The 19,446-nt window shown below is 53.3% G+C and carries 19 protein-coding genes; 11 read left to right on the top strand and 8 right to left on the bottom strand.

Annotated features, from left to right (window positions below):
- Nucleotide 1: 1 nt before the first annotated feature.
- Both GS535_RS10800 and GS535_RS10795 read right to left on the bottom strand, forming a co-directional pair.
- Nucleotides 2–655, bottom strand: coding sequence for a TVP38/TMEM64 family protein (locus tag GS535_RS10800; RefSeq protein WP_160792660.1), 654 nt, complete (start codon nucleotides 653–655; stop codon nucleotides 2–4).
- A 43-nt stretch (nucleotides 656–698) separates the two neighbouring features.
- The gene (locus GS535_RS10795) at nucleotides 699–1,274 is read right to left on the bottom strand and encodes an NUDIX hydrolase (protein ID WP_160792661.1); all 576 of its coding nucleotides are present in this window, start codon (nucleotides 1,272–1,274) and stop codon (nucleotides 699–701) included.
- 249 nt (nucleotides 1,275–1,523) lie between these two features.
- Here GS535_RS10795 and GS535_RS10790 point away from each other — a divergent pair, with 249 nt between their 5' ends.
- Complete coding sequence (locus tag GS535_RS10790) at nucleotides 1,524–2,759, top strand: MFS transporter (RefSeq protein ID WP_160792662.1); 1,236 nt, start codon at nucleotides 1,524–1,526, stop codon at nucleotides 2,757–2,759.
- Between the two features lie 82 nt (nucleotides 2,760–2,841).
- Entirely contained in the window at nucleotides 2,842–3,387 is a 546-nt protein-coding gene (locus GS535_RS10785; RefSeq protein WP_160792663.1) for a TIGR00730 family Rossman fold protein, read from the top strand.
- A gap of 69 nt (nucleotides 3,388–3,456) precedes the next feature.
- Here GS535_RS10785 and murA read toward each other — a convergent pair whose 3' ends face one another.
- Both murA and dcd read right to left on the bottom strand, forming a co-directional pair.
- The gene (murA, locus tag GS535_RS10780) at nucleotides 3,457–4,725 is read right to left on the bottom strand and encodes a UDP-N-acetylglucosamine 1-carboxyvinyltransferase (protein WP_160792664.1); all 1,269 of its coding nucleotides are present in this window, start codon (nucleotides 4,723–4,725) and stop codon (nucleotides 3,457–3,459) included.
- A gap of 9 nt (nucleotides 4,726–4,734) precedes the next feature.
- Nucleotides 4,735–5,286, bottom strand: coding sequence for a dCTP deaminase (gene dcd / locus GS535_RS10775; protein ID WP_160792665.1), 552 nt, complete (start codon nucleotides 5,284–5,286; stop codon nucleotides 4,735–4,737).
- 306 nt (nucleotides 5,287–5,592) lie between these two features.
- Between dcd and wrbA the strand changes: the two genes are divergently transcribed.
- Entirely contained in the window at nucleotides 5,593–6,261 is a 669-nt protein-coding gene (gene wrbA / locus GS535_RS10770) for an NAD(P)H:quinone oxidoreductase (protein WP_202401657.1), read from the top strand.
- Between the two features lie 55 nt (nucleotides 6,262–6,316).
- On the opposite strand, the gene GS535_RS11075 is transcribed toward wrbA, so the two are convergent.
- The 3 genes from GS535_RS11075 to GS535_RS10760 are packed head-to-tail and all read right to left on the bottom strand — an operon-like array spanning nucleotide 6,317 to nucleotide 8,764.
- Nucleotides 6,317–6,460, bottom strand: a complete 144-nt coding sequence (locus GS535_RS11075; RefSeq protein WP_202401658.1) for a hypothetical protein — start codon at nucleotides 6,458–6,460, stop codon at nucleotides 6,317–6,319.
- Entirely contained in the window at nucleotides 6,457–7,650 is a 1,194-nt protein-coding gene (locus GS535_RS10765) for a glycosyltransferase family 4 protein (RefSeq protein ID WP_160792666.1), read from the bottom strand. The genes GS535_RS11075 and GS535_RS10765 overlap by 4 nt, the downstream gene beginning before the upstream one ends.
- A gap of 13 nt (nucleotides 7,651–7,663) precedes the next feature.
- Complete coding sequence (locus GS535_RS10760) at nucleotides 7,664–8,764, bottom strand: hypothetical protein (protein WP_237442283.1); 1,101 nt, start codon at nucleotides 8,762–8,764, stop codon at nucleotides 7,664–7,666.
- Between the two features lie 366 nt (nucleotides 8,765–9,130).
- On the opposite strand from GS535_RS10760, the gene dnaK reads away from it, so the two are divergent.
- Both dnaK and dnaJ read left to right on the top strand, forming a co-directional pair.
- A complete protein-coding gene (dnaK, locus tag GS535_RS10755) occupies nucleotides 9,131–11,038 on the top strand; it encodes a molecular chaperone DnaK (RefSeq protein WP_160792667.1) in 1,908 nt (635 codons plus the stop codon).
- Nucleotides 11,039–11,173: 135 nt separating this feature from the next.
- Nucleotides 11,174–12,316, top strand: a complete 1,143-nt coding sequence (dnaJ, locus tag GS535_RS10750) for a molecular chaperone DnaJ (protein ID WP_160792668.1) — start codon at nucleotides 11,174–11,176, stop codon at nucleotides 12,314–12,316.
- Between the two features lie 71 nt (nucleotides 12,317–12,387).
- Here dnaJ and GS535_RS10745 read toward each other — a convergent pair whose 3' ends face one another.
- The gene (locus GS535_RS10745) at nucleotides 12,388–12,675 is read right to left on the bottom strand and encodes a hypothetical protein (RefSeq protein ID WP_160792669.1); all 288 of its coding nucleotides are present in this window, start codon (nucleotides 12,673–12,675) and stop codon (nucleotides 12,388–12,390) included.
- Nucleotides 12,676–12,960: 285 nt separating this feature from the next.
- Here GS535_RS10745 and dapB point away from each other — a divergent pair, with 285 nt between their 5' ends.
- The 6 genes from dapB (at nucleotide 12,961) to GS535_RS10715 (ending at nucleotide 19,368) form a co-directional block, all read left to right on the top strand.
- Nucleotides 12,961–13,719, top strand: a complete 759-nt coding sequence (gene dapB, locus GS535_RS10740) for a 4-hydroxy-tetrahydrodipicolinate reductase (protein ID WP_237442282.1) — start codon at nucleotides 12,961–12,963, stop codon at nucleotides 13,717–13,719.
- A gap of 175 nt (nucleotides 13,720–13,894) precedes the next feature.
- On the top strand, nucleotides 13,895–15,079 hold the full coding sequence (metK, locus tag GS535_RS10735) for a methionine adenosyltransferase (RefSeq protein ID WP_160792671.1): 1,185 nt from the start codon (nucleotides 13,895–13,897) through the stop codon (nucleotides 15,077–15,079).
- Between the two features lie 115 nt (nucleotides 15,080–15,194).
- Complete coding sequence (locus tag GS535_RS10730) at nucleotides 15,195–15,890, top strand: tRNA (guanosine(46)-N(7))-methyltransferase TrmB (protein ID WP_160792672.1); 696 nt, start codon at nucleotides 15,195–15,197, stop codon at nucleotides 15,888–15,890.
- A 55-nt stretch (nucleotides 15,891–15,945) separates the two neighbouring features.
- The gene (locus tag GS535_RS10725) at nucleotides 15,946–17,610 is read left to right on the top strand and encodes an electron transfer flavoprotein-ubiquinone oxidoreductase (protein ID WP_202401659.1); all 1,665 of its coding nucleotides are present in this window, start codon (nucleotides 15,946–15,948) and stop codon (nucleotides 17,608–17,610) included.
- Nucleotides 17,611–17,707: 97 nt separating this feature from the next.
- Nucleotides 17,708–18,460, top strand: a complete 753-nt coding sequence (locus GS535_RS10720) for an electron transfer flavoprotein subunit beta/FixA family protein (protein WP_160792673.1) — start codon at nucleotides 17,708–17,710, stop codon at nucleotides 18,458–18,460.
- Nucleotides 18,457–19,368, top strand: coding sequence for an electron transfer flavoprotein subunit alpha/FixB family protein (locus GS535_RS10715; RefSeq protein WP_160792674.1), 912 nt, complete (start codon nucleotides 18,457–18,459; stop codon nucleotides 19,366–19,368). The genes GS535_RS10720 and GS535_RS10715 overlap by 4 nt, the downstream gene beginning before the upstream one ends.
- Nucleotides 19,369–19,446 lie beyond the last annotated feature (78 nt).

The raw sequence follows: 19,446 nt of genomic DNA, 5'->3' as shown, positions 1-19,446 counted from the left end.
ACTACTTCCTACCCTCTGATAGAACCATGGGCTGTGCTCCATAGGCGCGATACCGCCTGACCATGACGACGCCAAGCGCTGTTGACAGCGCGAACAACACAGCACTCAAGATCATTTCGGTTTGATGGCCAACCGGCAAGCCACTCCCCACGAGTATAAAAATAAGATTTTGAGGCACGCCCCCCAAAGCTGTCGCCCCTGCAAAGGCAAACACCGGGATACGAAGCCCCCCTGATAAAGTCGAAACCAGCAACGACGACCCTATCGGCAATAAACGCACACTCAGCACGGCCTTAAATGGTGCACGACGCATAAAAGCGACCATCGGTTTCATAAGCGTCAAGGAACGACCCACACCAAAGAGACGCCCGCCGCTATAGCTCACAAGAGCGCCTGCTTCATACGCCACACTGCACAGCACAAAGCCCTCCAGCACGCCAAACCCGGCTCCAGCCATGAGGCAAAGCGCCTGCCTTGGCAGGCCCGCTGCGCAATAAGGCACCGCAAAGACCAAAAACCACCAGCCCGCCCAAGGGCCACGACACCATGATTGACTGCTCTGCACGAGATGCTGTGCCATAGGGATGCGCCACACCACCAACGGCACAACGATCAACGCGATAACAAGAACAAACGGACGAGCAAACTCTCTCAAGGCACCTCTCCGCTGGGGAGCCCCACTGCGGAGCCTTCCTCAGTCAGATCAACCCCCGTGCCCGAATCTGCGCAAAGGCCGCTATAGTCACCATACACGTGACCTCCCCTTGGGCAATCATGGCTTCAAACTCTGCCAACGGGAAATCATGCACCGTCATGTCTGCTTCGGTCGCTTCACGCTCCGATGCACCACGCTCAAGATTGCGGGCTAAAAAGACATGTCCCTTTTGTGTGGAATAACCGGCCCCCTGATAAAGCGTGCCTGCATGGATAAGCTCTCCAGCACGTAGGCCTGTTTCCTCGCGCAGCTCTCCCAATGCAACCTCTTCAGGAGTCGCATCATCGCGAGTCTCCCACATACCCATTGGGAATTCCCACAAACGTTTGCCAACGGGGTACCGAAATTGCCGCACAAGAGACACGTCGCCATTTTTATGCTGTGGCAAAATAACGGCAAACATGCCCCGCTCTACAATCCCATACAGTCCCTCTTTTCCACTTGGATGGATAATTTTATCCTCACGCATCGCTGTCCAAGGGTTTCGATAGACTTCTTCGGTAGAAAGGAGCTGATAGCCAGCCTCTTTTTGGGCTTTCCGGATTGTGTCATCTGTCATCAGGAAAGCACTCCTTCTGCTTAAGTAACATGCCAATTACGGGCTGTTTCCCCTAGGCGAACAGCCACATATAAGAAAAATAAAAACAGGTTCAACCCACCTGTTGCATGGCTGCCATGACACTGTCTAAAAAAAGGGTTAGCGTTCCACCCGTGACGAACCGCTTCTTCTCTCCTATGGTGACTCAACCAATACCGCCCCCTAACTTTTATATGGAGGCGGAGCAGAACGCTGCAAAGGGGAATATTAATGTCGGAAGAAGAAACCCTTACAGGCTCGCCGACCCTCCGGGTGATGCCCGTCGTCTTTTTCAACCTTCTCGTTTACGTTGTTATCGGTCTACCTAATGCTGTCATTGGGGCTCAGTTTGTTCACCAAACGCTGGGGTTCCCAACAGCCATCGCAGGGATGACGATTACCCTCCAATATCTCGGAACATTCCTGACCCGCCTCGTTGCTGGTCAGCTTGTTGACCATCACGGCCCTAAAAAGATCCTTCGTTACGGCCTGATCGCTTGTACCATCTCCGGTCTGCTCATGTGCCTTGCTGCCGCCATCCCTGGCTTGATGGGCATGAACAGTGCAACCCGCTATGTCGCCCTAGGGGTCGCTTTGTTAAGCCGCCTTTTCATCGGCTGGGCTGAAAGCTGGACGGCAACGTCCGTTACCACATGGAATATCCGTCGCGTTGGGCCCAAACATACCTCCGTGGCGATTTCTTGGAATGGTGTAACGTCTTATGGCGGCATCGCACTGGGCGTCATTATCGGGAAGTTTCTGGGCAGCTTTATGCCCGTGATTAGCCTGATGCCTGTAGGCTTTGCAGCAACAGCCATGGGCGTGTTTGGATCGGCCCTCCTGTGCTTCTATACAGGGGTGAAACCGTTGCCTGCAAAAGGTGAGCCGATGTCCTTCTTTACGGCTCTGCGTAAAGTATTGCCTTACGGTGCCGCCTTAGCAGCAGGTTCCTTCGGTTTTGGCACGGTTAATGGGTATTTATCTATCTATTATAGTGCAAATCACTGGACGAGTGTTGGCGTCGCTTTCTCCACATTCGCTGTCGTTTTTGTCCTTGTGCGAATTCTGTTTTCTTCACAAATCGACAAACGTGGCGGTGTCCCCGTTGCCTATGTCTCTCTGGTGACAGAAGCCGTCGCTATGGCTTGTTTTTGCTTGATCCATTCGTCCACTGGCGGCCTCATTGGTGCAGCATTGACAGGTGCCGGGTTCTCCCTCCTTTTCCCAGCAATGGGTACGATGGCCGTGCAAACAGATGGGCCAGAGTTTGGCGGAATCCTTATCGCGGCGTATTCTGTCTTTACGGATCTTACCATTGCCATTGTCGGCCCACTTATGGGAGCGATTCAAGGTAGCCTCGGCTGGTCAACCATGTTTGCCATTGTTGGTATCCTCTGCGTAAGCGGGATATTCTTCAGTGCGGTTCTGTCGCGCATTCCTGGATGTGGCATTCAAAAAACCACATAAACACACACTTGCCTTAGGCATGGGTGATCAAACGCTGGAGGCGCCTTCCTCCAGCGTTTTTTATGGAGGAGTCTTTTCCACTATGTCTCTTAAAACCTGCTCGGTCTTCTGTGGCTCCCGCAGCGGTCATTCTCCACGTTATACAGAAGTAGCGCGCGCTTTAGGCGAAGCATTAGCCCAGAATGGTTTGACCTTAGTCTATGGTGGTGGACAAGCCGGACTTATGGGCAGTGTTGCTGATGCTACCCTCAAGGCAGGCGGGCCTGTCAAAGGCGTTATTCCCTCTTTTCTTGAAGCTCGTGAAGTGTTGCATGAAGGAGTGACCGACCTAGACGTGACGGAGGATATGCCCAGCCGAAAAGCTAAGCTTTTTGACCTTGCTGACGCGTATATCATTCTTCCCGGTGGGTTTGGTACGTTAGACGAATTTGCTGAAGTGCTGGTGAATAAACAGCTCGGCCTGCATAACAAGCCAATCATTATCCTCAATGTAGAAGAATGGGCGAACCCGCTTCTTGCAACGCTGCAAGCATCTATCACGCAAGGATTCGCAGAAGATCACGCTCAACAATTTTACTCTGTCGTAGAAAGCGTTCCCGCGGCTATTGAGCTGCTCAAAAAAGCGTAATACGGCGTTTTTCCCGCGCAAGGACGGTGCTCCTCTCTGTCAGAACACCGCCCTCTCCCCATCATTATACTACTCGGTATCTTTGACGCGTTTAATCACCGCGCCACAGGCTGATAACTTACGATCAACTCCTTCATACCCTCTATCGAGATGATAAATCCGACTCAACCGCGTCTCGCCCTGCGCCACAAGAGCTGCGACGATGAGAGAGAAAGAAGCCCGCAGATCTGTCGCCATAACCGGCGCCCCTGATAGAGACGGCACGCCACGAATAATAGCCGAACGCCCTTGAATATTAATATTCGCGCCCATCCGGTTAAGCTCTGGAACATGCATGAAACGATTTTCAAAAATCGTTTCCGTCATCAACGACGCTCCCTCTGCAACCGACAGCATCGCCATAAACTGCGCCTGCATATCGGTCGGAAAGCCGGGGTAAGGCTCCGTTGTTAGATCAATCCCCGTAAGTTTCCCGTCGCTACGCACACGGATACCGCGCGCATCTTCATCTACACGCACACCCGCATGGCGAAGAGCCTGCAAGACCGCTTCCTGATCACCAACGCGACCGCCTTCTAAAAGAACATCACCACCGGCAATACCAACAGCACAGGCATAAGTGCCACACTCGATACGATCCGGCATGACACTGTAACGAGCGCCATTCAGACGCTCGACCCCTTCAATCACAAGGGTATCGGATGCCTCACGCGTAATACGAGCCCCCATCGCGTTTAAGCAGTTGGCCAGATCGGCAATCTCAGGCTCACGCGCGGCATTGACGATCTCTGTCGTCCCTTTCGCTAAAGTGGCCGCCATGAGGAGATTTTCCGTTGCCCCCACACTTGGGAAAGGCAGAACAATACGCGCCCCTTTAAGGCCACCGCCGGGCGCCTGCGCATTGATATACCCCCCCTCAAGCGTGATCGTCGCGCCTAGGGCTTCAAAGCCTTTAAGGTGCAAATCCACAGGACGCGTGCCAATCGCACAGCCCCCCGGGAGAGACACCCGCGCCTCCCCTTCGCGCGCGAGGAGAGGGCCCAACACCAAGATAGACGCACGCATCTTCGCAACAATATCGTACGGCGCTTCAACAGAGCTTGCCCGGCCGCTCACGCTCAAACAATGCGGGCCGTCCACCTCTTCCACGCTGAGGCCAAGGCCCGTCAGCAGGCTGCGCATCGTGCGGATATCGGCAATGTTGGGCACGTTGGACAGAATTAAGGGCCCGTCAGACAACAAGGCCGCTACCATCAATTTGAGGCCAGAATTCTTCGCCCCGCCGAGGGCAATATCACCATGAAGGCGTTGTCCGCCTTGGATAAGGAATTGATCCATAATGCTCTCTTAAAGCCGAGGTGGCGTCACGCCTGTTTGGTTCATATATTTACCCGCACGGTCGCCATAGCTCACCTCGCACGGGCTGTCCCCTTTAAAGAACAAGAACTGGCAAATGCCCTCATTGGCATAAATACGGGCTGGAAGAGGCGTCGTATTGCTGATCTCGATCGTCACTTGTCCTTCCCATTCAGGCTCAAGTGGCGTGACATTCACGATAATGCCGCAACGAGCATAGGTTGATTTACCCAAGCAGACGACCAGCGTATCACGCGGAATTTTAAAATGCTCAATCGTATGAGCCAGCGCGAAACTATTGGGAGGGATCGTAATATCCCCACGCCGTGTCACAAAACTATTGGGCTCAAAATTCTTGGGATCCACCACAGCGCTATCCACATCGGTAAAAATATGGAACTCGTCCGCTACCCGTGCGTCATAGCCATAAGATGACAGGCCATAAGAGATAACCCCCTCACGTTTCTGGGCTTCTACAAACGGCTCGATCATACCGTTTTCCAGAGCCATACGGCGAATCCAGTGGTCAGGCATGACCGGCATGGTAGTACTCCTTGATTGTCAAAGCTCTCTCTCGCTGTAACGAGGCATGCGCCCAGACGCAATGTAAGAAGCGTATAAAACACCCCTTCACGGCAGAATTCTGTTCATAGCGTGTTTTTAACCCCGGCACGCATCGTTTAGAGCTCCCCTTATGCATGATGGCACTCGAAACGAACAATTATGCACCATAGGCTTTCTAAACTGATCGTCGTCCTCACCCTGAAGAGCTGCCATACAGGAGAGAAGCGTATAATCCTTCATCACCAAAGATGACCTCTTTTCACATGTTTCGTAAGGAAGAGAACCATGTCATTCCTCTCATCACTTCGGCAGTTCTTTGGCTCCCCCAAAGAAACCAGCACACCAACACACGCGCCGCCTAAGCAAATACGCGTTCTTGTTCTCTATTATTCCTCTTATGGCCATACAGAAACCATAGCTCATGCCATTGCTGAAGGCGCTCGCTCCACCGGGGCTCACGTCGCGATCAAACAGGTGCCAGAGCTCGTGCCTGAAGAGACAGCCCGCGAGAGCCACTTTAAGACCGATCAAAGCGCTCCCATCGCGCAACCTGACGAACTTGCAGACTATGATGCGATTATCATCGGCGCCCCGACCCGCTTTGGACGGCAGCCCGCACAAATGGCCAATTTCTGGGATAGAACCGGCACGCTTTGGCTCAAAGGCGCTCTCATTGGGAAAATTGGTGCTGTCTTTACCTCCACAGCAACGCAGCATGGCGGACAAGAAATGACCCTCTACTCCCTCATGTCCAACCTCCTCCATCACGGAATGGTCGTGACTGGACTACCCTATAGCTTCCAAGGGCAGCTCCAACTGGAAACCGTCTCCGGAGGCACCCCTTATGGCGCCAGTACCATCGCTGGTGGTGACGGCTCCCGCACACCAAGCGACATCGAGAAGGACGGCGCCCGGTTTTTAGGGAGCCATGTCGCGCTCTTTGCACAGAAATGACCAATCTGCCCTTTCTCTAGGGAGGGCAACGAGTAAGGCCTTCTGAGAGGAGGCTTTACTCTTTTTCAGCCGGGCGGCCCCGCTGTTGCTGTTTGCGACGCAACAAATTGGCTCTAAGCGCTTTTGCCTCCCGTGCTAAACGTTCTTCTCGCGCCTGCTCACCTTTTGTTTTTTCTGTTGTTTTCTTAGCCTCTGTCATGAGGTTCCCTCACCTTGTTGTTGACCGAAATACCCCTGCAAGGATGTACCCAGTAGCGCATCATACACCCCAAGTGTCTCCCGCTGCATCTGCTGCTTTGTATAACGCTGCAGAACATGGGCAACAGCACACTCCCCCATTTCTGCACGATCATACGGGTTCATCATCAAAAACGTCACAATCGCTTTCTCTAACGCCCCACTATCCTGAGGAGGCACAAGCAGACCCGTCTCATGCGGAATAATCGTTTCCGCCAACCCACCCTGTGCTGAACCGATCACTGGGCAGCCCATCATTTGCGCTTCAACCGCTACACGCCCAAAAGGTTCCGGACGGCACGACGGCACCACCACCATATGCGCCAGCGTATAGACCGCCGGCATATCCTCGCACGGCCCTACAAAACGCAAGCGATCCGCGATCCCTAAATCGCACGCACGCCGATGCACACGACGTGCAAAAGCTGGATCTGTCTCCGGCCCAACAAACACACACACCCACGGCACTGCTGGATATTCTACTGCAAGCTGCCCCAAAGCCTCGACTAACAGCGCATGGCCTTTCCACGATGTCACCCGACCGGGGAGGACAATCACCGGCTGATCTTCAGGAATATGCCAACGATCCACCAACGCCTGAACACGCGGCCCACTCACCGTCCCCATAGAAAAACGCTGCGGGTCACTCCCACGGGCAATCGTCACCAAACGCTCGGCACTCACCCCGTATTCTGCCTGTAAACGCTGCGCGATATGAGAGGATACCGCAATCACCCGATCCCCTTGCAGCAGACCAGTATTATAAGAGCGCTTGATAAACGAACGCGCTTTATGCACGCCATGCCAAGTCGTCACGAGAGGGATATTCTCTCGTTTGCAGGCCTGTGCGGCTACCCATGCCGGGTAGCGAGACCGCGCGTGTACAAGCTGCACCTGGTCACGTCGTATCAGCGTCTGAAGCTCTTTTACCTTACGCCGAAACACAAACGGCGACCATTTTTTGGGCAAGGGAAGCTCTCGGAACTCCCCCCCTACATAGCGTAAGTGCGGCAGAAGAGAGCCGCTTGCACTCGCCACAAGCGCCCGCCCTCCGGCTTTTGCAACGGCTTCTGCCATGTCCACGGCGCCCTGCTCTACCCCGCCAATACCAAGACTTGGCAGAAGCTGAAGCACAACGGGTGATGGGGTCATGATGGTTCTTTCATCATCCTGCAGGGATCGTCACAACAGCGCCTGTTCCATGGCTCGTTGCGGCAAGAGCACTGAGCACCTGTACCATGGTAAAGGCTTCTTTACTGCGGAAATCATTATCATCAATCCAATACCAGCGGCCCTTATACTCAACGCTGGCATAGCTATGATCAGGCACATCGCGATCACAATGAATGACCACTTCCGAGCGGTTTTCAATCCCGACTTGCCCAATTGTGGGTGGCGTACGCCCCAAATGCACATCCTTCTCAGGCACCTGCATTTCGTAGGAAAGCTGAGTAAGCATCGCCAACATTGAGCGCGTTAGAATGGCGATTTGACCTGCATGCTTTGGATACGGGCCATAAACGATCTCCGCCTCTTGCGCATTAGGGTCAAGATGCAACAACCGCTTCACTTCCGCTTGAATCGCTTGAAGATTGCTATCTGAGGTTGCCGTTAAAACAAGATACGCATGCTCAGGGCCATCCGTGCTTGGAGTACCACTGCTACTGCTGCCACTGGATGAGGATTTCTTTTTGCCAGACGATTCATCAGGCTCATCGGTCGTGATGCGCACCGTCATCGCCCCCGCCGCCTGAAGCTGCTTTAAGTCATGCAACAGCAAGTAAAACCGGACAGACCCCCCACCAAAAGGCCCCGTTCCTAACCCACGTACATTTGAGAGCCCGTCAATAGACTGAGCCGTTAAACGCAACAACGTATCAATGGGCATACCCCCCAAGCTCAACGGCATAATCACCGTTGGTGAAATGGGGCGGATGATATTTTCTGCATATTGTTGCCCAGTCAACGGCTGATACGTCACGGTTGGATTCTCTGCCATAGAGAGCGACCCTTGCCCGAAGAAATAATTACTCACCGCGGATGCTGGATAACCATAATACCCACCGCTCATGCTGCGCGTGTAGTTATACCCAGCAATAACCTGCGTTGTATCCAAAAACGTTGGCGGGTCTGCATAACGCAAACGCACGATGTTCAGCAGCATTTCACGCTTCTGCGTTTCACCCAAAGCGCGTGAATACGCCAACTGGTCATGCTGCATTTGCCGTGGGCCTAAGCTGACACAGCCTTGAAGCCCGCAGAACATCCCCAGCCCCATAACCAGCGTTATGATGCGCTTTAGAAACACGGCATCATAACGATACCACGACGAGAAGAAAGAACATTGGAACAGGAGGGCACACTCCGACGACTGTCATAGCTCCCTTAATTGTGGCGCAAGCCGCCCCAGAATGGAAGCCATCTTACCAAGATAATCGCACCACCTACGACAAAAACTCTGGCCCTAACGTGTTCTTTCTCTTGAAAATGATCCATAATCTTCTTAGCTTATCACTATAAATGAGGTCTGAGATGCCTCGGGCAGATTGACCGCATTTTGTTACGTCACAATAGGGTCGCCTTCTGATGCCACAAAAGGGTCGGACGCGACCGCTGAAAAGGACAAAGACCTATGGGTAAAGTAATTGGTATTGACCTTGGTACAACCAACTCCTGCGTTGCTGTGCGCGATGGGAATGAAACCAAGGTTATCGAAAACAGCGAAGGCGCACGCACAACACCATCCGTCGTTGCTTTTACAGATAAAGGTGAGCGCCTTGTTGGTCAGGCTGCAAAACGTCAGGCTGTTACCAACCCAACAAACACACTCTACGCTGTTAAACGCCTCATTGGCCGCCGTTATGACGATCCGACCGTCGCTAAAGATAAAGAGATGGTTCCGTACGAGATCGTCCGTGGCGACAATGGCGATGCATGGGTGAGCGCACGTGGCGAGAAATACGCCCCTGCACAGATTTCTGCTTTCATCCTCGGTAAGATGAAAGAAACCGCTGAGGCTTATCTTGGCGAAAAAGTGACTGAAGCGGTCATCACCGTCCCTGCTTACTTTAACGATGCACAGCGTCAAGCAACACGTGACGCCGGTCGTATTGCAGGCCTAGACGTCAAGCGCATCATTAACGAGCCAACCTCTGCTGCTCTGGCTTATGGTCTGGAAAAGAGCGATTCTGGCCATGTGGCTGTGTATGACTTGGGTGGTGGGACGTTCGATATCTCCATCTTGGAAATCTCCGATGGCGTGATTGAAGTGAAGTCCACCAACGGTGATACCTTCCTCGGTGGTGAAGACTTCGATAACAAGATCATCGAGTTCCTTGCTGACGAATTCAAGCGTGATCAAGGCGTTGACCTGCGCGGTGACAAGATGGCTCTGCAGCGCTTGAAAGAAGCCGCTGAAAAAGCAAAGATTGAGCTGTCTTCTGCAAAAGAAACAGAAGTTAACCTGCCCTTCATCACCGCAGACGCTTCTGGCCCTAAGCATTTGGTGGTTCGCGTCAGCCGTGCGAAGCTGGAAAGCCTGGTTGAAGATCTCATCAAGCGCTCCTTGGAGCCATGCAAGCAGGCTCTGAAGGATGCTGGTCTGTCCACAAGCGAGATCAATGACGTGATCTTGGTCGGTGGTATGACCCGTATGCCGAAGGTCGTTGACAGCGTTAAGGAATTCTTCGGTAAAGACCCAGCTCGCAACGTGAACCCAGACGAAGTCGTCGCTATTGGTGCCGGCATTCAGGGCGCTGTGTTGCAGGGTGACGTGAAGGACGTTCTACTGCTGGACGTGACCCCACTGTCCCTCGGTATTGAAACACTCGGTGGTGTCTTCACCCGTCTGATTGATCGTAACACGACCATTCCGACCAAGAAGAGCCAGACCTTCTCAACCGCTGAAGATAACCAGCCTGCTGTGACCATTAAGGTCTTCCAAGGTGAGCGCGAGATGGCTGCCGACAACAAACTGCTCGGCAACTTTGACCTGCAGGGGATCGCACCAGCTCCACGCGGTGTGCCACAGATTGAAGTGACCTTCGATATTGATGCGAACGGTATCGTCAACGTCTCCGCCAAGGATAAGGCAACGGGTAAGGAACAGAAGATCCAGATCCAAGCCTCCGGTGGTCTGTCCGATGACGACATCGACCGTATGGTGAAGGAAGCTGAAGCAAACGCTGATGCTGACAAAGCCCGTCGTGAGCTCATCGAACAGCGTAACGCTACAGAAGGCCTGATCCATCAGACAGAGAAATCCATCTCTGAAGGTGGGGATAAGGTTCCTGCTGCTGATAAGACCGAAGCAGAAGAAGCCATCAAGGCTGCTCGCGAAGCTCTTGAAGGTGACAATGCTGAAGCGATCAAGAGCGCCAGTGACCGCCTGACACAGGCTGCTATGAAAGTTGGTCAGGCTGTCCATCAGGGTGCTGAAGGTCAGCAGGGCGCTGAAGGGGCTCAAGAGTCTGGTAAGAAAGACGAAGACGTCGTCGATGCTGAATTCGAAGATGTCGATGATAAGAAGAAGAAAGACTAATCAGGCGGAGTGCGTATTAAACTAAGGAATCCTTAGTTTAATCCACCCCTGAGGGCGCCTCTTCCCGTTCAAGGGGAGGCGCCCTTTCTTCATGGGGCCCCATCTGCCGATCACCCTCGAGAAATGAGGACCGACATGGCCACAAATATAGATTACTACGAACTTCTGAGTGTTTCTCGCACCGCAAGTGGTGACGAAATTAAGCGCGCTTATCGCAAGCAAGCCATGCGCTACCACCCAGACCGTAACCCCGGCGATAAAGAAGCAGAACAAAAGTTCAAAGACATCAGCGCTGCTTATGATGTTCTCAAAGATGAACAAAAGCGCGCAGCCTACGACCAGTACGGTCATGAAGCTTTTGAAAGCGGCATGGGCGGCGGAGGCGGCGGCTTCGGCGGTGGTGGCTTTGGCGGCTTCGATGCTGGCGGCCTTGGCGATATCTTTGAACAGATGTTCGGCATGGGCGGCCGTCGTGGTGGCCCGCGCCAGCAGAGCGCTGCAGACGTGCAGGTGCAAGTTGAGATCAGCCTTGCTGAGGCCTTTAGTGGCGTTAGCAAAAATGTTGAGGTCAAGACACGCACGAACTGCTCAAGCTGCAACGGCTCTGGCTCTGCCGACCCTAACGCGAAGCGTTCAACCTGTGCGACCTGTCATGGTCGCGGCGTTGTCCGCGCTCAGCAAGGCTTCTTCCTCGTCGAGCGCCCCTGCCCGACCTGCCACGGCTCTGGCCAGACAGTGGCCAATCCTTGCAAGAGCTGCCAGGGCAGCGGCACGGAAGCTGCTAAGGAGAGTGTCAAAATCGACATCCCTGCTGGGATTGAAGATGGCACCCGCATCCGCGTTGCCGGTAAAGGCGAATCTGGCGGTGAAGGCGTTGTTCCTGGCGATCTGTATGTGCTCGTCGCTGTGGAAGGGCATGACCTCTTCCAACGTGATGGCGCCAATATTTATTGCCGCGTTCCCCTGCGCTTAACACAGGCTGCCTTGGGCACCGAAATCGAAGTGCCTGTTATTGACGGTAGCCGCACGAAGGTGAAAATCCCTGCTGGAACACAAGCAGGAGAAACATTCCGCCTACGTGGTAAAGGCTTCTCCGTTCTGCACTCCAGTGCACGTGGGGATATGTATCTTCAGGTTTCTGTTGAAACACCGAAGCACCTCTCTAAACGGCAGCGTGAATTGTTGGAGGAATTTGAAGACGCCTCTGGCGATAGTCACAAAGCCAGTCCAGAAAGCAGCGGATTTTTTGCCCGCGTTAAGGAATTCTTTGAAAACTAAGGATTCTTTTCCCCCGGAAGAACAATCTTCCGGGGTTTTTTATTATCCTAGGCTTCCCTCGGTGGGAAATCTCAAGAATTATTATCTTCACCATAAAGCTGTATGAAATATTCAGGCGGATAAAGAGGTTTCGGCTTTAAATAACCCGAGCCACCCTGATTAATCCAAGCATCAGCCGCCTGCTGAGACGCAAAAACGTCACAATTTATTATATCGCCCATCACGACATACCAACCTGCTTCTCCCTCAGGGGCCTCTTCCTGCGTACAATATATGGCCTCCATCTCACAAGTTTCTAACGGTACGTTACGCTTGTAATTTTCTTCACCTTTGTCAGAAAAATCATCATCTTTTTTCATCTCAATAATCCCTGTTATTTATTACATATCAAAACATAACTCACGATCTATAATGTATTCTTTCACGAACTTTCAATTCACAGTAAAATAATAAAAAATATATCTTAACGATGGAATCATAGTTGCACAGATACCTACCCTCTCGCTCAATAGTGCAAAAGACACCTTTCATCCATCTCATGAAAACGGAAAGACAAAAAAGCGACCTTTCCTTCTACACAATACAGGCCTCTTATATTCTCACGTCCCCCTTGCCTTCTGCGCATGAGCGGGCATGATCGCAGCATGACACATTCTTCTTCTCCCCGTATCGGTATTGCTGGCATCACCGGCCGGCTTGGTTCCCTCTGCGCACAAGAAGCCGGCCCGCTTCTCGCCGGTGGCCTGTCGCGCCACGCAGACCCAGCCCGCAATATTGTGACAGATGCCAGCACACTCGCCCAATCATGTGACGTCATTATTGATGTCAGCCATGCAAGCCTCGTGCCCCATCATGCACACGCTTTTTCTGAGGCTGGTTGCGCTTGGGTGCTCGGCACAACCGGTTTGGATAAGACAGCTCAAGCCGCCGTCAATGACGCTTCTAAAACCATTGCCGTGTTGCAAGCGGCTAATTTCTCCCCCGCTTTAACCATGCTGCTCGCCTTAGCACGCGAACTCGGCGCCGCTTTACCGGACTATGACGCTGAAATTGCTGAGACCCACCATCGCCAAAAGATCGACGCCCCCTCTGGCACGGCACTCGCCATCGGTCGCGCTGTGGCAGCCGGGCGTAACGTCCCCTTCGACCAGGTCGCCCGTATGGATCAAAATGAAAAACGTCCCGATGGTGCTATCGGTTTTGCTTCATTGCGCGGTGGGCAAGTCGTCGGTGAGCATGACCTCCATTTCTATGCTGCGGATGAAGATATTACCCTCTCTCATCGCGCACTTGACCGGCGCGTCTTCGCCCGTGGCGCACTCAAAGCAGCGCATTGGCTGGCGCACCATCGTGATGCAGGCCTGTATGGCATGGAAGATGCGCTTAGAAAGCATACAGACTAACTTGTTGTAAAATAAAGGGGAATGAGCACTTCTCTGTCTTAAAAGTGCCTTTCCCCTTGACCCGTGGCGTTATTTACGCCAAGCGATGAGTCCCTCATGCTGCGGTTTATCCCTTGCCATCAAGGGCATGATCGTAGCCCTTTTTTTCACCACTCATTCCCTGCGAGGTCCCTGAGTGCGCAATTACGGCGATTTCCTTTTCACCTCTGAATCTGTCTCTGAGGGCCATCCTGACAAAGTTGCAGACCGTATCTCTGATACTGTCCTAGACGCTTATATGGAGGCCGACCCGGAAGCACGCGTAGCCTGTGAAACACTGGTGACCACAAACCGCGTTGTGCTCGCTGGGGAAGTGCGTGGGCCGGCCGCGGTTGAAAAGACCCTGATCGACCGTGCCCGCGAGGCCATCAAAGATATCGGCTATGACCAAGAAGGTTTTTCTTGGAAAAAAGCTGATATTGTCTCTCATCTTCACGCTCAATCTGCTGACATCGCTGCTGGCGTTGATAGCGCGGGCGATAAAGATGAAGGTGCTGGCGATCAGGGCATTATGTTCGGCTTTGCAACGCGCGAAACGCCAGAGCTCATGCCAGCCCCGCTCTTTTATGCACAAACCCTTCTTGAGCGTATCCGCGACTACCGCAAACAAGGTGACCCACGCGGCGCTGGCCTTCTGCCAGACGCGAAAAGCCAAGTCACATTGCGCTATGTTGATGGTAAGCCTGTTGGAGTGAACTCCATCGTGGTGTCCACCCAGCATGAAGCGAATATGAGCCAAGACACGATCCGCGAGATGGTAAAGCAGACAGCTCGTGATGTTCTGCCTGAAGGCTGGATGTGCCCTGACAATGAGTTTTACGTCAATCCAACAGGCAACTTCGTCATTGGTGGCCCTGATGGCGACGCTGGTCTAACAGGCCGTAAGATCATTGTTGATACCTATGGCGGTGCAGCACCTCACGGTGGCGGCGCCTTCTCTGGTAAAGACCCCACCAAGGTGGATCGTTCCGCTGCTTATGCCGCGCGCTATCTGGCAAAGAATGTTGTCGCGGCTGACCTTGCCGATCGCTGCACCATTCAGCTCAGCTACGCGATTGGTGTTTCCCGTCCGCTGTCTGTCTATGTAGACCTTGACGGCACGGGGAAAGATGTGGATGAAGCCCGTCTGGGGGCGCTTCTTAATGAGATTATGGATCTCTCCCCACGCGGTATCCGTCAGCATCTGCGCTTGAATCGTCCGATCTATAGCAAGACCGCTGCTTACGGGCATTTTGGTCGTATTCCTGACCCTGCGCTGGATAATTTCACGTGGGAGAATACAGACCTCGCCGCAAAGCTGAAGAGCGCTCTTAACCGCTGATTGGCACAATCATGGGAGGGATCCCTACTCTCTCCTCTTTCGCTCCCCTGACTGATAGGTATTCGCCTGCTGGTCAGGGGCTTTTTCCATCTCTCAACACATGTGACCGACACCGTTGCTTGACGATCTGAAACCCCAACCTGAACGCTTGTACGGACGCCAACGCGGCCATCCTTTGCGCCAACGCCAACAGCGCCTGTTGGATGAAGCCCTCCCACGGCTCAGCTTTAAGGCTTTTGATGCTCCCTTAGAGGGATTTTCAAAGTCTGTGAAAAAGCTGTTCTTGGAAGTGGGTTTCGGCAATGGCGAACATGCGTACGACCAAGCACAGCGCCATCCTGATGTCGGCTATATCGCGTCAGAAGTCTTTGATAATGGCGTTTGCTCTTTGCTGTCGCGCCTCGTGCCTGAGGGAGAAGAAGCGACCTCTACCCCACCTGAGACTCTTCGTCTCTGGGCAGAAGATGCGCGTGACCTTCTGCGGAAATTGCCTGATCAATGCCTTGATCGTGCTTACTTAATGTTCCCTGATCCGTGGCCTAAAGCACGCCACGCCAAGCGACGCTTTATCCATCCGGCAAATATCGCCCAGATGGCCCGCTTGCTCAAACCCGGTGCCGTGTGGCGTGTTGCCAGTGACCACCCCGTTTATCAGGAATGGGTAGAAGAGGTGATGAGCCAACAAGAACTGTTCGACACAGCGCCACCACTGCTTGAACGCCCTGATGATTGGTCTCCAACACGGTATGAGGCCAAAGCTTTTCGTGAAGGACGACAGCCTTTTTACTGGACGTTCACCCGCCGCGGGTGACATCCCGCTGTGTAGAGAGCCTGTTTGCCGCTTTTGAAAGGAAGGAGATCGCCCAATGACACAGTCACCAAACGACGCACAGAACACTGTTGAACGTGAGGAAATGGCCTTCGATGTTGTCATCGTCGGCGGAGGGCCGGCTGGATTGGCCGCCGCGATCCGACTTCGGCAGAAAAACCCGACATTGGGGGTCTGCGTCCTTGAAAAAGGCAGCGAAATTGGGGCGCATATCGTCTCCGGCGCGGTCATTGAGCCGAAGGCTCTCACGGAGCTTCTTCCCGACTGGAAAGAGCGCGGCGCTCCTCTTAAAACGCCCGTTTCTGAAGAAAAGCTGCTCTATCTCACCAAGCAAGGCTCTATCCCCGTTCCGGCTCTGCATCTGCTGATGCCGCAAATGGATAATCGCGGAAATTATGTTGTTTCCCTTGGTGATCTCTGCCGCTGGCTTGGCCAACAGGCAGAGCTGTTTGGCGTGGAAATCTACCCCGGCTTTACCGGTGCTCAGCTCCATATCGAAGATGGCTGCGTCTGCGGTGTTATCACGGGCGATATGGGCGTTGACCGAGACGGCAACCATAAGTCGGAATTTATGCCCGGCATGATTTTAAGAGCCCGTCAGGTGATCTTAGCCGAAGGAGCGCGGGGTTCTCTCAGTCAAGACGTGATCAGCCATTACAAACTTCGCGAAAATGCCGACCCGCAAACTTATGGGCTCGGGATTAAGGAAGTGTGGGAGATCCCCAAAGAAAATCATCGCCCCGGTTTTGTGCAGCATAGTTTTGGCTGGCCGCTGGATAATCACACCTATGGTGGGGCGTTCCTATACCATTTTGGGGAAAATCTCGTCTCCTATGGCTTTGTCACCGCCCTCGATTACCGTAACCCGTGGCTCTCACCTTTTGAGGAAATGCAGCGCACCAAGCAGCACCCGGCCTTCCGCCCTCATTTTGAAGGCGGACGACGGATTATTTACGGTGCCCGCGCTCTTTCAGAAGGGGGCTTCCAATCCCTCCCAAAACTTACCTTCCCCGGCGGGGTGCTGACAGGCGATTGTGCTGGCTTCCTTAACATGCCCAAAATTAAGGGCACGCATACCGCCCTCAAATCCGGCATGATTGCCGCTGATGCGGTCTCAGAGGCTCTTCGTTCAACGAATCCTGAAGCTCAAACCTACCAAGAACGGCTGCAAAATTCTTGGCTATGGTCTGAACTGTACGAAGCCCGTAATATCCGCCCTTCCTTCTCCAAATGGGGCATGCAGCTCGGCGCGCTGTATAGCGGGATTGATAGCATGATCTTCCGTGGGAAAGCCCCTTGGACACTGCACCACCCTCATGCAGATCATCAGACCCTTATCTCCGCAAAAGAAGCTCCGAAGATTGACTATCCTAAACCGGATGGAACCCTCACATTTGACCGTACAAGTTCTGTCTATCTCAGCAATCTGAGCCACGATGATAACCAGCCTGTGCATCTCAAATTGCGTGATGCAGCTCTGTGGAATGAGGTTAATGAAGCGCGCTTTGCCTCTCCAGAAAGCCGCTATTGCCCCGCTGGCGTGTATGAAGCCAACACACGGGACAATGGGGAGACGTATCTCCAAATTAACGCCCAAAACTGCGTTCATTGTAAAAGCTGCGATATTAAAGACCCTACGCAAAATATCCGCTGGTGCCCCCCTGAAGGCGGAAGCGGGCCAAATTACCCTTCCGGTATGTAGGGCAAAGCAGCTATACAAGACCATGATGTGACTTTTCCGCGCAGACAGGTTAGTCTGCGCAGAATATTATCAGCGGCGACAGCAACGAAAGATGCCCATGAAAGTTCTTGTCCCCGTCAAACGGGTTGTTGATTACAACATCAAGCCGCGTGTCGCGGCTGATGGTAGCGGTGTCGAAACTCAGGGCGTGAAAATGTCCATGAATCCTTTCGACGAAATCGCCCTTGAAGAGGCCCTTCGCCTCCGTGAGAAAGGCCATGCTCAAGAGGTGGTTGCGGTCTCCATTGGCCCACAAGCGGCCCAAGATACATTGCGCACCGCCATGGCCATGGGTGCAGACCGCGCCATTCTCATCCGTACGGATGCTGAGCTTGAGCCACTGGCTGTTGCAAAGCTTCTACAGGCGGTCGTTGAGCGCGAGCAGCCCGGCCTTGTCAGCATGGGTAAGCAAGCGATTGATGATGACATGAACGCAACCGGTCAAATTTTGGCCGCTAAGCTGGGCTGGCCACAAGGCACCTTTGCCAGCGAAGTCATCATCGATAATGGCAGTGCGATTGTCTCACGCGAGATTGATGGTGGCGTGGAGGTCGTCTCCCTTACCCTTCCGGCTGTCATTACAGCTGATCTACGCCTTAATGAGCCACGCTATGCGTCCCTGCCGAACATCATGAAGGCGCGTAAGAAGCCGTTGGAAACGATTGAGGCCGGCTCGCTTGATGTCGATATCGCTCCGCGTCTGAAGGTTGTTTCCGTGTCTGAACCACCGGCACGCGAAGCTGGTGTGATCGTTGAGAGCGTGGAAGAGCTTGTCAATAAGCTCAAGACAGAAGCAAAGGTACTCCCATGACAGCTCTGGTTCTGATCGAAATCGAACAGGGACAAGTGCGCCAGGCATCACGTTCTGCCATTGCTGCCGCATCACGCTTTGGTGATGTTGACGTTCTGCTTTTTGGCGAAGGTGTCGACGCAGCGTCTGCCCTGTCTGGTGTGCGTAAAGTGCTGCATGTGCCAGCAGCGCCTCATCTGTTAGCTGAACCTACGGCTGCCTTCATCGCCCAGCATGCTGAGGCTTATAGCCATATCCTCAGCCCCGCTTCCGCGACTGGGAAGAACGTCCTCCCTCGTGTTGCAGGGTTGCTTGATGTACAGCCTCTGACAGATGTGATCGAGATCAAAGGCGATGATACATTCGTGCGCCCCATCTACGCAGGCAATGCTCTCGTCACCGTTCAGTCTGCTGATCGTATTAAAGTGCTCACGATCCGTAGTTCTAACTTTGACCCTGTTGACGCAACAGGCGGGTCTGCTGCTGTTGAGGTTCTGGATCTTCCAGCTGAAGACGAAAAAAGCCGCTTTGTACGTGTTGAACTCTCCGACTCTGACCGACCAGAGCTTGAGGTCGCACGCGTCATTATCTCCGGTGGTAAGGGCGTTAAGGACGCGCGTAATTTTGAGACGCTCCTCGCTCCGGTAGCTGATAAGCTAGACGCTGCTATTGGTGCATCACGCGCTGCTGTGGATGCAGGATTCGCACCTAATGAGATGCAAGTCGGCCAAACAGGTAAGATCGTTGCGCCCGAACTTTACATTGCTGTTGGTCTATCAGGCGCTCTGCAACATCTCGCGGGAATGAAAGATAGCCGCACCATCGTGGCGATTAATATCGACCCTGATGCCCCTATCTTCAAAGTGGCCGATTATGGCTTAGTGGGTGATTTGTTCGAGGTCATGCCAGAACTGGCCAAAGCGCTTTAAGCCTACCACGGCACAGCATTCCCCCCCCTTCCAATGGCACTCTATTGGAGGGGGGTTTTTTATGCCTTCTTCCCCTCT

This window comes from Saccharibacter sp. EH611 (assembly GCF_009834765.1).
Lineage (GTDB): Bacteria > Pseudomonadota > Alphaproteobacteria > Acetobacterales > Acetobacteraceae > Saccharibacter.
This window is presented reverse-complemented; position numbering and strand designations above follow the sequence as displayed.

Coding starts and splice junctions, on each gene's coding strand:
- GS535_RS10795 (WP_160792661.1), bottom strand. CDS start 1,274: ATGACAGATGACACAATCCGGAAAGCCCAAAAAGAGGCTGGCTATCAG.
- GS535_RS10790 (WP_160792662.1), top strand. CDS start 1,524: ATGTCGGAAGAAGAAACCCTTACAGGCTCGCCGACCCTCCGGGTGATG.
- GS535_RS10785 (WP_160792663.1), top strand. CDS start 2,842: ATGTCTCTTAAAACCTGCTCGGTCTTCTGTGGCTCCCGCAGCGGTCAT.
- murA (WP_160792664.1), bottom strand. CDS start 4,725: ATGGATCAATTCCTTATCCAAGGCGGACAACGCCTTCATGGTGATATT.
- dcd (WP_160792665.1), bottom strand. CDS start 5,286: ATGCCGGTCATGCCTGACCACTGGATTCGCCGTATGGCTCTGGAAAAC.
- wrbA (WP_202401657.1), top strand. CDS start 5,593: ATGTCATTCCTCTCATCACTTCGGCAGTTCTTTGGCTCCCCCAAAGAA.
- GS535_RS11075 (WP_202401658.1), bottom strand. CDS start 6,460: ATGACAGAGGCTAAGAAAACAACAGAAAAAACAAAAGGTGAGCAGGCG.
- GS535_RS10765 (WP_160792666.1), bottom strand. CDS start 7,650: ATGACCCCATCACCCGTTGTGCTTCAGCTTCTGCCAAGTCTTGGTATT.
- GS535_RS10760 (WP_237442283.1), bottom strand. CDS start 8,764: ATGTTCTGCGGGCTTCAAGGCTGTGTCAGCTTAGGCCCACGGCAAATG.
- dnaK (WP_160792667.1), top strand. CDS start 9,131: ATGGGTAAAGTAATTGGTATTGACCTTGGTACAACCAACTCCTGCGTT.
- dnaJ (WP_160792668.1), top strand. CDS start 11,174: ATGGCCACAAATATAGATTACTACGAACTTCTGAGTGTTTCTCGCACC.
- GS535_RS10745 (WP_160792669.1), bottom strand. CDS start 12,675: ATGAAAAAAGATGATGATTTTTCTGACAAAGGTGAAGAAAATTACAAG.
- dapB (WP_237442282.1), top strand. CDS start 12,961: ATGACACATTCTTCTTCTCCCCGTATCGGTATTGCTGGCATCACCGGC.
- GS535_RS10725 (WP_202401659.1), top strand. CDS start 15,946: ATGACACAGTCACCAAACGACGCACAGAACACTGTTGAACGTGAGGAA.
- GS535_RS10720 (WP_160792673.1), top strand. CDS start 17,708: ATGAAAGTTCTTGTCCCCGTCAAACGGGTTGTTGATTACAACATCAAG.
- GS535_RS10715 (WP_160792674.1), top strand. CDS start 18,457: ATGACAGCTCTGGTTCTGATCGAAATCGAACAGGGACAAGTGCGCCAG.